The organism is Sphingobium estronivorans (genome assembly GCF_008692605.1).
GTDB classification, from domain to species: Bacteria; Pseudomonadota; Alphaproteobacteria; order Sphingomonadales; family Sphingomonadaceae; genus Sphingobium; species Sphingobium estronivorans.
In genome coordinates this window covers 25,670-39,557 of record NZ_LFCT01000002.1, presented here as the reverse complement: position 1 = coordinate 39,557, position 13,888 = coordinate 25,670, and the positions used below count along the sequence as shown (strand labels likewise).

Below are 13,888 nucleotides of genomic sequence, written 5' to 3'. Positions count from 1 at the left end.
CGCATCGACGTGATTGCCGGCACGCTCCGCGATGGCCCCGTCGAACTTGAGTTTCACCTGTCGCGCATGGCGGTACTCCCGGCACAGCTCGACGCTCTCCACGTATTGCTGCGTCTTTATGGCATTCCCGATCCGACGCGACGGACACCCCAACCGGATCGGCGGATGCCGCGGCTGGTCGAAGCATTGCGCGTCCTCGACGCGCTGGCCTGTGGCGCCAGCCTCACGGCGATTGGCGCAGTGCTCGTGGGCGCCGATCGCATCGCGCGGGACTGGCCGGGCGACGGCGAGCACCTTAAATCCTGGGTGCGGCGGCGCGTTATGCTGGCGCGTCGCCTTCAACGTGCCGGGCCTCGCGGCGTGATGGGTAGGTTGATCTAATCGTTTGATTCGATCGGCTGCAGCAGGTCGGCAGGCATCGCATCGACTGCCTGCGCGAGGAGATAGAGCGAAATTGCCGTTGGGTTCCGGCGGCCGCGTTCCAGCCAGCCGATATAGCCCTGCGCGAACCCTGACCGTTCTGCCGCGACTTCCTGGGTAATCCCCTTCGCTTTCCGCAAGCGGGCAAAATTGGCGCCCACAACCTTCCGCATATCCATTCGCGACAAGGTCGGGGAATTGATCCGGTCGCGTTATTCATTATAGTGAATAATAGGTGGCAAGTTCAGTGGAGCAGCGTTGAAAGTGGATGGTTCCCTTCCCGAAGTTCACGACCAGGCGCCCGGGGAAGGCGCGGTGACCGCATATGACGCACACCACTTTCTGACCTACGCACGCTTGCTCGACGCTGAAGCCGCTGGCACAGATTGGCGCGAGGGCGCCGCAATAATCCTTGATCGTGACGTCGAGCGGTATCCCGTGGCAGCGCGTCGCTGTTGGGACAGCCATGTCGCACGTGCCAATTGGATCGTGCGCGAGGGCTACGCGCAACTGCGCGACGAAGCCGGACTGGGGTCGGTAAAACGGGCCAGGCCTGACGCCTCGCGCTGACGCGCGACCGCGCTCTACGGCTCGCGCCTGCTCGCCGCCGAGCCCTTCGGTCTCGGCCGTAAGGTTGCGATCGCTGGCGCATGAATCTGTCGCCGCGCTTGTGCGATTTCCTTGGCAATCGCGGCACCCATGGGCCTGCGCGGCCGCGTTGTCGGTGACCTCTCCCGTATTGGCGGGTGCGGGCGGCGCTCCCGGCTAGGCCCGTCGCGGCCCGCGGCAACCCCTCCGCTGCGCTCGGGGTGCTCCACTTCGTTTCGCCCTGGCGGTGCCACCGGCCACTGGAGCCGGGCCTCTTGGTCGCTCTTTGCCGCCCACCCCCGCCTTTGCGGGGAGGCTTTGTGCTTTTTGGGGTGGTGATGGAGGACAGCGATGCGTGAAGCCGCCAGCCGCCGTGCCCGCCGCAAGGGTGCCAGCGACGATCGTCAGACCGACAGCCGGGTGAGCCTCTATGACGAGGTGACCGCCCGCATCATCACCGAGCTTGAGGCCGGGCGCTTGCCGTGGGTGCAGCCGTGGGGCGTGACCGGCAGCGCCGGACCCGGCCTGCCTCGCAATGCCCTCACCGCGCGCAGCTATTCGGGGGTCAATGTCCTGATCCTGTGGGGTGCGGTCATCGAGCATGGTTGGCCGTCGCAATCGTGGCTGACCTTCCGGCAAGCGCAGGAGGCCGGGGGCTGCGTCCGCAAGGGCGAGCATGGCGTGACCGTCGTCTATGCCGACCGCTTCACCCCCGAGGCCGAGAAGGAACGCGCCTCGCGCGATGGCGACGAGGCCAAGGCGGTGCCGTTCCTCAAGCGCTTTACCGTGTTCAATGTCGCGCAGTGCGAGGGCTTGCCCGCCGGACTGGCGTCCGATCCCGCGCCGCTGCCCGAGCGCGAGATCGTGCCGGTTGCCGAGGAAGTTATCGCCGCGTCGGGCGTCGATTTCCGCATCGGCGGGACGCGCGCCTTCTATGTGCCCAGCCAAGATTTCGTGCAGGTGCCACCGCAGCCCGCTTTCTTCGAACAGATCAATTATTACCGGACTTGCCTGCACGAACTGACCCACGCCACGGGCCACGCCAAGCGGCTCAATCGCGACCTGACCAACAGCTTCGGCAGCAAGGACTATGCGCGCGAGGAACTGATCGCCGAGATGGGGTCGGCGTTCCTCTGCGCCGCGCTCGGCATCGTGCCGACCGTGCGCCACGCTGATTATATCGGCTCTTGGCTTGAAGTTTTGCGCGAGGACAGTCGCGCAATCTTCCGCGCCGCCAGCGCGGCGACCAAGGCCGCCGACTGGCTGCTGGCGCCCCCCCGCGAGGTGCAGGCCGCGCGCGAGGAAGGGAGGATCGCGGCATGATCCTCCTGCCCCCCGAACTGCGCTTCGCGCTCCGCGCGAATGACATTTCCCGTCGCGCCTGCGAGGCGAAGGGCGAACGCTTCGATCCGCCGCCCGTGGTCAAGCTGTTCAATCCGGTCGGCGCGGCGACATGGCTGGCGACTGAACTGGCCGAGGATGGCGACGCCCTGTTCGGGCTGGCCGACCTTGGCTTCGGTTGCCCGGAACTGGGCTATTTCAGCCTGTCCGAGATCGCCGCCGTGCGGCTGCCGTTCGGAATGGCGATCGAACGCGACCTGTCGTTCGAGACCGGCTTTCGGCTGACAATCTGGACCGGATGGGCGCGCCACGCCGGTTCGATCCTGTGGGCCGAAACGCTCTTGCGCCGCGCCGCACATACCGGCGCGGATCCCGATCTTCCGCATCGATCCGGCGAACCGGACGGCGGTTGATGCGCGGGCGGCGCGCTTCGCCGTCATCCTGAAAACCGGCCACGCCAGACTTTGCAGGAACGACGCGACCGGCACTCACAAGGAGTTGTGCCATGACACTCGTTTTCATCGACCAAGACAAGCTGTCTGTCAGCAAGACCAACATGCGCTACGGGAAGAAGGCCGCCGATGTGTCCGACATCCTGCCGACCGTGCGCAAGCGCGGCGTCATCCAGACGCTGCTGGTGCGCCCCAATTGTCAGGACGGCCATTTCGAGATCGTCGCGGGCGCGCGGCGCTTCCATGCCGCGCGGATCGTCGCGCAGGAAACCGGCGAGGTCGAGCCGCTGCCGTGCCGCATCCTCTCCGAAACCGACGATGCCGCCGCCATCGAGGCGTCAATGATCGAGAACCTCGCGCGGCTGGACGCCGACGAGGTGACGCAATGGGAGACCTTCACCCGGCTGGTGAAGGAAGGCCGCGACGTCGCCGACATCGCCGCGACCTTCGGGCTTCCCGACCTGACCATCGCGCGGGTGTTGGCGCTCGGCAATCTGCTGCCGCGCATCCGCTCGCTCTATGCGGCGGAGAAGATCGACCGCGCGACCGTCCGTCATCTGACCCTTGCCAGCAAGAGCCAGCAACGCGCGTGGCTGGCGCTGTTCGACGATCCGGACGGCTATGTGCCCACCGGCCACCAGTTGAAGGCGTGGCTATTCGGCGGGCAGTCGGTCCCGGCCCGCTTCGCGCTGTTCGATCTGGACGGTTTCAAGGGTGCGACCGTCGCCGACCTGTTCGGCGACGACCGCTATTTCGCGGATGCCGATGCGTTCTGGACCGCCCAGAACGAAGCCATCGAGGCGCGCCGCGCGGCCTATCTGGAGGAAGGCTGGAGCGATGTCGTGATCGTGCCCGCGTCCGATCATTTCCATTCGTGGGAATATGAGAAGGCGGGCAAGCGCAAGGGCGGGCGCGTCTATGTGGATGTCCGTAGCAATGGCGAGGTCACCTTCCACGAGGGCTATCTTTCCGCGAAGGAAGCCCGGCGCGCCGCGCGCGGCGACGGCCCGGAACCCGCGAAACTCGCGCGACCGGAAATCACATCGACCATGCAGACCTATCTCGACCTGCATCGTCATGCCGCCGTCCGCGCCGCCCTGCTCGGGCATCCCGGCATCGCGCTGCGATTGATGGTCGCCCACGCCATCGGCGGATCGCATCTGTGGCGGGTGTCGGCCGAGCCGCAGATGACGCGCAACGACGAGGTCCGCGAGAGCATCGAGACCAGTCGCGGCGAGACGGTGTTCGACGAGCGCCGCCGCGCGGTGCTTACCGTGCTCGACTTCTGCCCCGAGGAACCGACCGTCACCGGCGGCAACGGCAACGGCAACGGCAACGGCAACGACTATGGCGTGGCGGGCGTCTTCCTGCGTCTGATCGACCTGCCCGACTCGGTCATCATGGAGATCATCACGGTCATCATGGGCGAGACGCTGGCGAGCGGCAGCGCCGCCGTCGCGGCGGTGGGAACGCAGATCGGCATCGCCATGGCCGACTGGTGGCAGGCCGACGCGGCGTTCTTCGAGCTGATCCGCGACAGGGAAGTGTTGTCGCGGGTTGTCGCCGAAGTGGCGGGCGAGACGGTAGCCACGGCCAATGCGGGCGAGAAGAGCAAGACCTTGAAGCGCATCGTCCGCGACCATCTCGACGGCGCGGACGGGCGGACCAGGGTCGAGCGCTGGGTGCCCAGATGGCTGGGGTTCCCGGCCTCCGCTTATACCGCGCGTGGCGGCGTCGGCACGGTGGCCGCCCATGCCAAGGTTGCAGCGGCGCGTCACAGCGCCGTCGGGCCGGATCCCAAAGTGGCGGTCGAACCGTTCGCGCAAGCCGCGTGACCTATTGCGGGTGGGCGCAGCCCGCCCGCATCCTTCCGGAGCCTGAAAATCGGCCGCGCGCCTCCGCCGTTTCGGCGTCGGCGCGCGGTTGGTGCATGGCGGTGCGCGAGGATCGAGGCTGACGCGCGGGCGGCGGCGATCTATTCAATCACTATGAGTAAAGCGAAATCCGAGCGGCACCACTGGTGGCCCGAATGCGTCTCGAAGCACTGGGCAGACGACAAGGCCGGGGTCCACTGGCTCCGGCCGGACGGAACCGAGCAGCGCGCCAAGCCTGCCGCTTTCGGCGTGATCGGAAACGGCCACTATATCAAGCTCGGCACGGAACCGGGCGAGGCTACGCCTTGGGACCAGAATTTCGAGAGCATCTTTCAGCAGGCCGATGATAGGTTTCCGGCCGTGATTTCCTGGCTGGAAGGGCTCGAATATGAGGACCGGATCGGCCAGCCGGGCCGCCAGCGTTTTATGCCCCAGCCTTCGACCGACGAGCGGTTCGGCCAAATGGTCGAATCGCTGACTTCGCTTGCGATCCGCAGTCCCATGACCCGCGAATCCGTCGTTTCGCTCGCCGAGCATCTGCGCGGCTCGCTCCCCGAGCGCGAGCGGAATAGCCTGATCGCTGTCAACATGCGCGACATGCATCACCGCGCCGTCCAGGCCTTTGGCGTGCGCGGAAAGGCGACCGCCATTCTCTCGCCCGACCGCGAGTTCATCTTCGGCGACGGCTTCTATCACAACCTCAAATCGCCGAGCATGGCGCCGCATTCGCCCCGCATCCTCGCGCCGCTGACGCCGAGGATCGCCGTCCTCTACGCCATCCCGACGCAATATACGGTGGAACCGCGCCTCTCGACCCTTGTGATCGGCGCTGACGAGGCCGAGGCCCTGAACCAGGTCGTCCAGATCTATGCGGGTGAACGGCTCTTCTATCGTTCGGACAAGCCCGAGCTGATCGACGAGTATCGAGACGGCAAGCATCGGCACTTCACTTCGTCACGCAATGTCGTCGAGAAGATTGTCCACGACATGCCGGGCGTTCCGGGGCGCGACACCTCGCTCGACTTCCTCGAGGATATGACGCCCGGTCGCTGAGGGGAACGGGCGAAATCGCAGCTGTAGGCGGCTGTCATACCGCCTCGCATGGCTGTCCGGCTGCGGCTTCATCGTCTCTTTGCCCGCAGCTGAATACCGTCCACTGGCCTCTCTTCATGGCACGTCTGGCGCCAGTCGGCCTTGTCCGCGCAACGGCTTCGCCGACCTTCTTCCCCGCCCTTCGGGCTTCCTCGCGAAACAAGAAGCTCGGCTTCGGGCCGTCCTCCGCTGTCGCTTCGGCCCGACGGTGCGCGGCGGCCAACCACCGCCTGATCGACTGCCATCGAGGCCGCATGGAGCGGCCTTCGATCCAACGACTAGGAGACCTGACATGGCACAGATTGGTAGCTTTACCCGCGGCGAAAACGGCATTTACACCGGCGAAATCCGGACCCTGTCGCTTCGCGTCAAGGCGACCATCCGCCCCTGCGAGCGTGACAGCCAGAAGTCGCCCGACCACCGGGTCAGCGCAGGCGGCGTCGAGTTCGGCGCGGCCTGGACCAAGGCGGCACGCGAGACCGGCGCGGAATATCTGAGCCTCAAGCTCGATGATCCATCGTTCCCGGCTCCGATCTACGCGACCCTCAGCCAGGGTGACGACGGCGAGCACAAGCTCATCTGGTCGCGCTGATACCCAAGTGTCCCGCGCGCCAGCGCGCGCGGGACACGAGCGACGAGCCGGATTTGCCATCGCTCGCGAGGACTTTGCAGGCGGGGGCGTCTGCACCGTCCGCTTTCGGTCGGGCGAGGCTGAGACTCCCGTGCCATCCGGCATAACCCACACCGCTTTTCCTGGCGAAGACGAGCACCCGCGCTCCGGCGCGCCGGCTTCTCCGGTTCCGTCTTCGTGGGTGTCGAAAACGGCGACCATGTTTTCGACACTCCGCAGCCGGTGTCATCCCCGCCATTCCGGGTGCCAGCGACGGCAGTTCGCCGTCCCGCAACGTCACGGACAGGCAGAATGGACAGCGACGACGACATATCCCGCGCGAACCGTGCGAAACGCGGCTCCCCCTATCTCAATACCGATCAGGCGGCCGCCTATCTCAAACTCTCGAACCGGCTGCTGAAGCGGCTGCGGCGCATCGGAAAGGGACCCGTTTTTCGCCGTCACAGCCGCTTCGTCCAATATCATATCGACGATCTCGACGCCTGGTCGAAGGCCCAATCGATGGGAGGCGGCGACCATGATCAGGCGTGATAATCGCCGCGCGGACATGCCGCTGCTGGATTGGGGCGAGCAACTTCGCGCCGCGAAGCAGAGGCGTCGGATCCTCCGTCGGCGCATCGCGATCACCGGCGCGGGCATCGCCCTAGTCGGGCTCACGATGGCGTTTCCGCCGGCGCCGCGCCTCGTCTGGAACGCCAGCACCAGCGCGCCGATTGGCCTCTATGAGGTGACCCCTGGCGCTTCGGTCGATCCAGGCGACATGGTCATCGCCCGGGTGCCCGACCCATGGCGGATGCTGGCGGCGCGGCGCCATTATATTCCCGCCAATGTGCCGCTGGTGAAGCGCGTCGCGGCGGCGGCGGGCGACGAGGTCTGCGCGCTGGGTCAGGAGATTTTCGTCAACGGACGGTGGCTGGCCGAACGCCACGCCACCGATGCTAAAGGGCGGTCCATGCCCTGGTGGAACGGGTGCGTACGACTTCGCGGACCCCAGATCTTCCTGCTGATGTCGGGCAGCCCCGCGTCCTTCGATGGCCGCTATTTCGGCGTGACCGAGGGCGTCCAGGTGGTTGGCAAGGCGCGGCTGCTCTGGGCAAAGCCGACCCGGATCACCCAGCGATGAATAGGCACCGCTGGAAGGTCGACGGAGGGGCGCTGGCCCGGTTTATCCCGGCCATGCTATTGTTCGCCGCCGCGCCCGCCAAGGCCGACGACATCGGGCGCTGGCGACCGATGATCGAGGAGGCATCCACCCGATTCGGCATCCCGACGAGCTGGATCGAGCGCGTAATGCGAGCCGAGAGTCGGGGCCTCACGACTCTGAACGGACGGCCGATCCGAAGCCGTGCCGGGGCGATGGGCCTCATGCAGCTGATGCCCGCGACCTGGAAAGAAATGTGCGCGCGCCTCGCCCTGGGCAACAATCCCGACGATCCGCGCGACAATATCCTCGCCGGCACCTTGTATCTCCGGCTGATGTACGACCGCTTCGGCTATCCCGGATTGTTCGGCGCCTATAATGCTGGACCCGGCGCCTATGCCGCCTGGCTGGCGGGCGTGCGACGGCTTCCCGGCGAGACGGTCGCCTATCTCGGATCGGTGGGTGCCACGGCACCGTCCGTACCGCCGGCCAACCAATCGCCACCGCCATCGTCGCTTTTTGTCGTTCGCCGTTCCGTCTCTGCCGATCAATCCCTGGCGCCGGGAAGTGAGCAGCAGGCATCGCTGTTCGCTGTCCGGAAAGTCATGCCATGATCGCGGGCGTTGGGGCTCGTCTCGATAGGCCCAACATGACGGCTGCCGAAGCGGCTCTCAAGGCCCGTGGGTACCCCCCAATTTTCTGCGAAAATCGGTTCCCCCCACGTCCGCTTCGCGGCGCTCCGCTTGGCTCCGCGGCCCTGACAGCCACTCCGCCACCCGTCTCCGGACAGCTGTTCTCGATCAGGAGAACAGAAGCGAAGGAGATAATCATGGGCGTGTTTCAACCCATTTCGGTGGCGTCGGATCGCGTGATGGCGGCGCTGGTTTCGGGCCTGGAGATCGAGTTCGGCCACGGTGTCGGGGAGGCTCTGGCTCATAGGTTTCTGGAGGCCGAGGAGACCGATTTTCTCTGGGATGCGCGAGTTCAGGAGCGCTGGATCGGCGCCTATGAGAGCACCGACGATGACGAGATCGACCTGGATCGGGTTCGGATTTTCGGGCGACTGGACGGCAGATGGTTCGTCGCGGTGATGATCGTCGATGGCAATGGAAACGCGCACGGGGTGATGGGAAAGCGCGAGTTCGGGCGGCGCAGGCAGGCGTTGGCGGCGTTCGCGGATGCGTGAGGATCTGCGCATTTCAGGCCGGGGCGCTGTGCCAGGTCGGCATCGTGTCCCGGCCTTTGTTTTGAGCCGAGGGTGGGACGAAGAAGGGGAAAAGCGAAAGCAAGAGAAAGGCAATGCCTCTCAGGCATTGCTAAGATATTGTCTGCACATCGTTTTTTCACGAGACATGCCGCACAGCGCGCGAGACATGCTCGTGAAGACTGGGGGAAATCCGTCGTTTTCGCCGCCAGATTGCGAGATTCGGGGCAGTCGATGAGCGAGGATGACGAGTTCACGCCCCGGCTCGGTCGGCAACGTCAGCGGAGCGGCAAGAAGGCCCGGCGATATCTCGGTCGCGTCGTCGGCGCGGCGATCCGATCGGCCGAGAAGGGCGCGATCAGAAGCCGGAGGTTCGACGGCAGCCGGATCGGACGTGGCGCGAGCATCGGACGACTTCTCTCCAGCCGCGATCGGTTCGGCGGCATGCGCGCGCGGCGCGCGGTGGTGAAGACGCGCCTGGTCCGCATCGGCAGCAAGGGGATGCCGGCGGCGCGTGCCCATCTGCGCTACATTCAGCGCGACGGCGTGACGCGGGAGGGCGCGCCGGGCGAGCTCTACTCGGCCGAGCGCGACACGGCCGATGGCAAGGCGTTCCTCCAGCGCTGCGATGGCGATCGCCATCAGTTCCGCTTCATCGTCTCGGCAGAGGACGGTTCGGAATATCCCGATCTCAAGCCCTATATCCGCCGGCTGATGACACAGATGGAGGCCGACCTCGGCACCAGGCTCGACTGGGTTGCGGTCGATCATTTCAACACGGCCCATCCGCATACCCACATCATGCTTCGCGGTGTCGATGACACCGGCCAGAATCTGATCATCGCCCGCGAATATATCTCCCATGGTATCCGGGAGCGCGCGGCCGAGCTGGTGACGCTCGATCTCGGGCCACGCACCGACCAGGATATCGAAACGCGGCTTCGTCATGATATCGGCGACGAGCGGATGACCGCAATCGACCGCCGCCTGATCCGGTCGATGGACGCCGATCGTCTGGTCACATCGGCGGATCGCGATCCCTTCCAGCAATCGCTCCGGGCCGGCCGGTTGCAGAAGCTCGCCAGTTTGGGGCTGGCCGAGAATGTCGGCGCCGGCCGATGGCAACTCGCCGAAGATCTCGAAGCGGCGCTCAGGACGCTCGGCGAACGCGGCGACATCATCCGCACGATGCAGCGCGAATTGACCGCGCGAAAGCTGGAGCGGCCCTGGCTCGGTCGCAGCCTGTTCGGCGCCGGTGAGAGCGATCCCGAACCGATCGTCGGACGCGTGATCGCCCGCGGCCTCGCCGATGAGCACCGTGATCGCCACTATCTGCTGGTCGACGGCGTCGACGGTCATGCCCATTATGTCGACATCGGGCGCGGTGACGCGGTCGCGCCGTTCCCGGAGGGTGCGATCGTGCGGGTGTCAGCGCGGAGCATGGAAGTTCGGGACGCCGATCGCGTCGTCGCCGAGGTGGCGGCGGCGAATGGCGGGCAATATTCGGTCGACCTGCATCTGCGGAGCGATCCTTCGGCCACGCAGGCGTTCGCCGAAACCCATGTGCGCCGGCTCGAGGCGATGCGACGCGCCGGCGCGGGCGTCGAGCGGGAGGCCGACGGGACCTGGACGATCCCGGCTGACCATGTCGATCGTGCGGCCGCCTACGAGGCGCGCCGCCATCGCGACCAGCCGGTGGAGGTGGAGACCCTGTCAGCGCAACCACTGGACCAGCTTCGTGGAGCCGACGCGGCAACTTGGGTCGATCGAGAGCTGGCATCGCAATCTCCGCTGCCGATCCGTGACGCCGGCTTCGGACGCGACGTCCGTGCGGCCATGGCGGGCCGTCAGCAGTGGCTGGTCGAGCAGCAGCTTGCGGATGTCGAAGGGGATCGTATCCGGCTTCGCGCCAACGCGATCATGATGCTTCAGCGACGTGAGCTTCTTCGTGCCGGCGAGGAATTGGCTGGCGAGTTGGGCAAGCCGTTCGTCGAGGCGAGAGCCGGGGAAACTATCGAGGGGCGGTTGGCGCGTCGGGTGGATCTCGCCAGCGGTCGGTTCGCCCTGGTTGAGAAGAGCCGTGAATTCACCCTCGTGCCTTGGCGGCCGGTGTTTGATCGGCGCATCGGCAACCCGGTGGCCGGGGTCGTCAGAACCGATGGAATTAGCTGGCGCATAGGCCGTGGACGAGGGGGGCCAGAGATTCCCTGATCAAATGTTCTTGTCTTGTTCCGTTGTGGATGCTATGTGTCAAGTGCATTGAGTGAAGTGAGCGAATAAGGCATAGTCGCTGCGCCGCGGAATGCCGCGGATCGCTGCGGAGCCAACGATGGGCAAGGATGGAAAGGACGCGGAACGCGTCACGACTACATTGTCCCGCTTGCAAAAGTTGGAGTTGGACCGTTTAGCGAAGGCTGAGGGTGTAAAGGTTGCGTGGCTCGTTCGCCGGGCCGTGGAACGATTTTTGGAGCAGGCGTCGGGCGGCCCGATGCTGCCGTTGGATTTTGAGAGGGGCGAAGATGCGCAGCGCTGAACTCTTCGCCGGATGTGGAGGGCTTGCCCTCGGTATGTCGCAGGCGGGCTTCCGTCACCTTCTCATGGCTGAGTTTGACTCCGACGCGGTCGCCACCGTGCATCATAATCGCGATCGAAAGGTCGAGCACGTCGCGCACTGGCCGATGGAGCGTACGGACGTGCGCGATATCGATTGGTCGGCGCACAAGGCACTAGATCTGATCTCTGGTGGGCCGCCATGCCAGCCCTTTGGCATCGGCGGCAAAAAACTTGGCCAGGAAGATCACCGCGACATGTGGCCCGAGGCGATTCGGGCGATCCGGGATGGCGCGCCTCGCGCTTTTCTCTTCGAGAACGTCCGGAATCTCGCCGGTCCGAAGTTCAGGCACTATCTCGAATGGATTCTCGCTCATCTCGAACGGCCGTCGGTGGCCCGTCGACCGGGCGAGTCGTATATTGCCCATACCCATCGGCTGCGCGCGAGTTCGCAACCGCGCGATTACGAGGTCTGCTGGCAGATCGTGAACGCCGCGGATTTCGGCGCTTCCCAGATAAGGCATCGCGTTCTGATTTTCGGTGCCCGGGCCAGCGAGGGCGTGACGCCAATGCCGATGATCGCGACGCATTCCCGCGAACGCCTCTTGTGGGAGCAATATGTCACCGGCGAATATTGGAAGCGGCACGGACTCAAGCCGCGCAAGGCGCCGTCCCTTAGACAGGATCAGGCCACCGTCGCGCGTTTGCGCCAAGCGAAGGCAGCGCCGGTCGGCGCGGCTTGGGTCACGGTTCGAGACGCGTTGTCCGATCTTGGCGATCCCGATGGACTGCGGAACCATGTTTTGCAGCCGGGCGCGCGCGTCTACCCCGGCCACACGGGCAGCCCTCTCGATTTGCCGGCGAAAGCCCTCAAGGCGGGCGACCATGGCGTGCCCGGTGGCGAGAACATGATGGTTCGGGACGATGGGTCCGTGCGCTATTTCACGAAACGCGAAGCGGCGCGGCTGGTCGGCTTGCCGGACGCGTTCGAGTTTCCGCGCTCGTGGAGTGAGAGCATGCGCCAAATGGGCAACGCCGTCCCGGTGCCGCTCGCCTTGGCTGCGGGCGGTTGGCTGCGTCGCCTCCTGAACTCCGGCAAGGTCGGGCTGGCCCCCCGTCGTCGCGCCGCTTAACACGGGTTGGTGGGGAACCAAGTCGGTTGAGTCGCAACTACGGTGCCCCCCTTAGGAATTTGAAGGGGTATTGATGGCGCTGTCACCCGATCGGGCCGCGATCAAAGCATTGGAGGAGGCGCTCGCCGGCGTACTCGCGGCGGCGGGCGACAACCCGCCTCAGGCGGTTGTGCGCCGGATTCGCGAAAGCCTGGCCGCGCACGCCAATGCGGTGGAGGCGGCGCGGTCGCGGACCGACCCCGTTCGTATGCCCACTGCGACTTTTGATCCCTCCGATCCAAAAACGGTTGGTAGAATGGTGTCGCTGGCTTTGCTGGCGCAACCGATGATTCCATTGAGCGCGATCAAATCCGCATACGGGTCGGGCGTCTACGCGATTTACTACACCGGCGACCATCCGCTCTACGCAGCGATCTCCGGCACCGAGACGCCGATCTACGTCGGCAAGGCCGACCCGCAGAACGATGATGCGAGCAATCCCCGCGAGCAGGGCGCTAAGCTTACCGCGCGGTTGCTGGAGCACGCCGGCACAATCGCGACTGCCGCCGGTTACGCTGATCGGCTTCCGTCGGGCCTCCACGCCATCCAACTTGACGACTTCAATTGTCGGCGGCTCGTGTGCGCGACCAACGCGCAGCTCGTCGCCGAAAAGCATTTGATCCGGACCTTCTGGCCGCTTTGGAACCAGGAGACGAAAGCATGCTGGGGCATGAGCAAACACGGTGACGCCGCCACCACGCGGGCCAACAAGCGCTCCCCTTGGGACGTCGTACATCCCGGCCGGCAATGGGCGCTGGACTCACGGCTCGTCGACTCGATCAGTCCCGACGAGATCAAGGCTCGGATCAACGCCACGCTGGAGCGGGCACCGCCACGCACCGATCACGCCAGTCTATTGGAGGAAATGCTGACTGGTTTCCGTCAGGATGGCGAGATCGCCGAGGGAAATGAATCCCCGCCGGTCGGCGACGCGACGGGGCCCAGCTTGGAGGAAGCGGGTGGCGCCGAAGATTGAGGCGGTTGATCCGAAGCGTAGCGCGCAAATGCGGCTCGTTCGAGCGCGCGACACGAAGCCCGAACTTATCGTCCGTCGAGCCCTCCACGCCGCGGGCCTACGCTTTCGTCTTCACGCCAAGGATCTACCCGGCAAACCCGACATCATCTTCCGCCGCAAACGCCTGACAATATTCGTCCACGGCTGTTTTTGGCATCAACACCCCGATCCCAACTGCAAACGCGCGAGATTGCCGAAGTCGCGCCAAGACTTCTGGGAACCAAAGCTGAACGGAAATCGGTCGCGTGACGAAGCCGTTACGGCTACGCTCCAGGACAAAGGTTGGCGAGTGATCGAAATCTGGGAGTGCCAGCTCGATCAGGATCATCTCGCGGAACTGGTGAATGTGGTTCGCGCGGCTGGCGGAGCATCGGCGACCCCACCGTGAAATTGGGGAGGCCGTCTTAG

At 65.4% G+C, this 13,888-nt stretch carries 16 protein-coding genes; 15 read left to right on the top strand and 1 reads right to left on the bottom strand.

Going from position 1 to position 13,888, the window contains the following annotated elements; genetic code table 11:
- Positions 1-66: 66 nt before the first annotated feature.
- Complete coding sequence (locus F7P65_RS22595) at positions 67-381, top strand: DNA -binding domain-containing protein (RefSeq protein WP_150290012.1); 315 nt, start codon at positions 67-69, stop codon at positions 379-381.
- Here the strand turns inward: F7P65_RS22595 and F7P65_RS01630 are convergent.
- Positions 378-593 carry a helix-turn-helix domain-containing protein gene (locus F7P65_RS01630; protein WP_338053874.1) on the bottom strand — a complete coding sequence of 72 codons (216 nt, stop codon included), beginning with the start codon at positions 591-593 and terminating at the stop codon, positions 378-380. The two genes, F7P65_RS22595 and F7P65_RS01630, sit on opposite strands and share 4 nt — an antisense overlap.
- 766 nt (positions 594-1,359) lie before the next feature.
- Here F7P65_RS01630 and F7P65_RS01620 point away from each other — a divergent pair.
- The 14 genes from F7P65_RS01620 to F7P65_RS01555 all read left to right on the top strand — a co-directional run bounded on the left by F7P65_RS01620 (position 1,360) and on the right by F7P65_RS01555 (position 13,868).
- Positions 1,360-2,331, top strand: coding sequence for an ArdC family protein (locus F7P65_RS01620; protein WP_150290009.1), 972 nt, complete (start codon positions 1,360-1,362; stop codon positions 2,329-2,331).
- Positions 2,328-2,762, top strand: coding sequence for a DUF2958 domain-containing protein (locus tag F7P65_RS01615; protein ID WP_150290008.1), 435 nt, complete (start codon positions 2,328-2,330; stop codon positions 2,760-2,762). The genes F7P65_RS01620 and F7P65_RS01615 overlap by 4 nt, the downstream gene beginning before the upstream one ends.
- Positions 2,763-2,854: 92 nt before the next feature.
- On the top strand, positions 2,855-4,636 hold the full coding sequence (locus F7P65_RS01610; protein ID WP_150290007.1) for a ParB/RepB/Spo0J family partition protein: 1,782 nt from the start codon (positions 2,855-2,857) through the stop codon (positions 4,634-4,636).
- Positions 4,637-4,789: 153 nt separating this feature from the next.
- Complete coding sequence (locus F7P65_RS01605) at positions 4,790-5,728, top strand: DUF4238 domain-containing protein (RefSeq protein ID WP_150290006.1); 939 nt, start codon at positions 4,790-4,792, stop codon at positions 5,726-5,728.
- Positions 5,729-6,059: 331 nt separating this feature from the next.
- Positions 6,060-6,359 carry a DUF736 domain-containing protein gene (locus F7P65_RS01600; protein ID WP_150290005.1) on the top strand — a complete coding sequence of 100 codons (300 nt, stop codon included), beginning with the start codon at positions 6,060-6,062 and terminating at the stop codon, positions 6,357-6,359.
- A gap of 330 nt (positions 6,360-6,689) precedes the next feature.
- Positions 6,690-6,929 (top strand): helix-turn-helix domain-containing protein, encoded by a 240-nt coding sequence (locus F7P65_RS01595; RefSeq protein ID WP_150290004.1) that lies wholly within the window; start codon positions 6,690-6,692, stop codon positions 6,927-6,929.
- On the top strand, positions 6,916-7,521 hold the full coding sequence (locus F7P65_RS01590) for a S26 family signal peptidase (RefSeq protein ID WP_150290003.1): 606 nt from the start codon (positions 6,916-6,918) through the stop codon (positions 7,519-7,521). Before F7P65_RS01595 ends, F7P65_RS01590 begins: the two co-directional genes overlap by 14 nt.
- Positions 7,518-8,153, top strand: coding sequence for a lytic transglycosylase domain-containing protein (locus F7P65_RS01585; RefSeq protein WP_150290002.1), 636 nt, complete (start codon positions 7,518-7,520; stop codon positions 8,151-8,153). Before F7P65_RS01590 ends, F7P65_RS01585 begins: the two co-directional genes overlap by 4 nt.
- 215 nt (positions 8,154-8,368) lie before the next feature.
- Complete coding sequence (locus F7P65_RS01580) at positions 8,369-8,725, top strand: hypothetical protein (RefSeq protein ID WP_240334153.1); 357 nt, start codon at positions 8,369-8,371, stop codon at positions 8,723-8,725.
- 252 nt (positions 8,726-8,977) lie between these two features.
- On the top strand, positions 8,978-10,954 hold the full coding sequence (gene rlxS, locus F7P65_RS01575) for a relaxase/mobilization nuclease RlxS (protein WP_150290001.1): 1,977 nt from the start codon (positions 8,978-8,980) through the stop codon (positions 10,952-10,954).
- Between the two features lie 118 nt (positions 10,955-11,072).
- Complete coding sequence (locus tag F7P65_RS01570; protein ID WP_150290000.1) at positions 11,073-11,276, top strand: ribbon-helix-helix domain-containing protein; 204 nt, start codon at positions 11,073-11,075, stop codon at positions 11,274-11,276.
- Positions 11,263-12,426 carry a DNA cytosine methyltransferase gene (locus F7P65_RS01565; protein WP_150289999.1) on the top strand — a complete coding sequence of 388 codons (1,164 nt, stop codon included), beginning with the start codon at positions 11,263-11,265 and terminating at the stop codon, positions 12,424-12,426. The genes F7P65_RS01570 and F7P65_RS01565 overlap by 14 nt, the downstream gene beginning before the upstream one ends.
- Before the next feature lie 73 nt (positions 12,427-12,499).
- Positions 12,500-13,441: an Eco29kI family restriction endonuclease gene (locus tag F7P65_RS01560; RefSeq protein ID WP_150289998.1), complete on the top strand. Its 942-nt coding sequence runs from the start codon at positions 12,500-12,502 to the stop codon at positions 13,439-13,441.
- Positions 13,425-13,868, top strand: coding sequence for a very short patch repair endonuclease (locus F7P65_RS01555; RefSeq protein ID WP_240334152.1), 444 nt, complete (start codon positions 13,425-13,427; stop codon positions 13,866-13,868). The genes F7P65_RS01560 and F7P65_RS01555 overlap by 17 nt, the downstream gene beginning before the upstream one ends.
- Positions 13,869-13,888: the final 20 nt, after the last annotated feature.

Coding starts and splice junctions, on each gene's coding strand:
- F7P65_RS01560 (WP_150289998.1), top strand. CDS start 12,500: ATGGCGCTGTCACCCGATCGGGCCGCGATCAAAGCATTGGAGGAGGCG.
- F7P65_RS01605 (WP_150290006.1), top strand. CDS start 4,790: ATGAGTAAAGCGAAATCCGAGCGGCACCACTGGTGGCCCGAATGCGTC.
- F7P65_RS01570 (WP_150290000.1), top strand. CDS start 11,073: ATGGGCAAGGATGGAAAGGACGCGGAACGCGTCACGACTACATTGTCC.
- F7P65_RS01565 (WP_150289999.1), top strand. CDS start 11,263: ATGCGCAGCGCTGAACTCTTCGCCGGATGTGGAGGGCTTGCCCTCGGT.
- F7P65_RS01590 (WP_150290003.1), top strand. CDS start 6,916: ATGATCAGGCGTGATAATCGCCGCGCGGACATGCCGCTGCTGGATTGG.
- rlxS (WP_150290001.1), top strand. CDS start 8,978: ATGAGCGAGGATGACGAGTTCACGCCCCGGCTCGGTCGGCAACGTCAG.
- F7P65_RS01580 (WP_240334153.1), top strand. CDS start 8,369: ATGGGCGTGTTTCAACCCATTTCGGTGGCGTCGGATCGCGTGATGGCG.
- F7P65_RS01600 (WP_150290005.1), top strand. CDS start 6,060: ATGGCACAGATTGGTAGCTTTACCCGCGGCGAAAACGGCATTTACACC.
- F7P65_RS22595 (WP_150290012.1), top strand. CDS start 67: ATGGCGGTACTCCCGGCACAGCTCGACGCTCTCCACGTATTGCTGCGT.
- F7P65_RS01630 (WP_338053874.1), bottom strand. CDS start 593: ATGCGGAAGGTTGTGGGCGCCAATTTTGCCCGCTTGCGGAAAGCGAAG.
- F7P65_RS01615 (WP_150290008.1), top strand. CDS start 2,328: ATGATCCTCCTGCCCCCCGAACTGCGCTTCGCGCTCCGCGCGAATGAC.
- F7P65_RS01585 (WP_150290002.1), top strand. CDS start 7,518: ATGAATAGGCACCGCTGGAAGGTCGACGGAGGGGCGCTGGCCCGGTTT.
- F7P65_RS01595 (WP_150290004.1), top strand. CDS start 6,690: ATGGACAGCGACGACGACATATCCCGCGCGAACCGTGCGAAACGCGGC.
- F7P65_RS01610 (WP_150290007.1), top strand. CDS start 2,855: ATGACACTCGTTTTCATCGACCAAGACAAGCTGTCTGTCAGCAAGACC.
- F7P65_RS01620 (WP_150290009.1), top strand. CDS start 1,360: ATGCGTGAAGCCGCCAGCCGCCGTGCCCGCCGCAAGGGTGCCAGCGAC.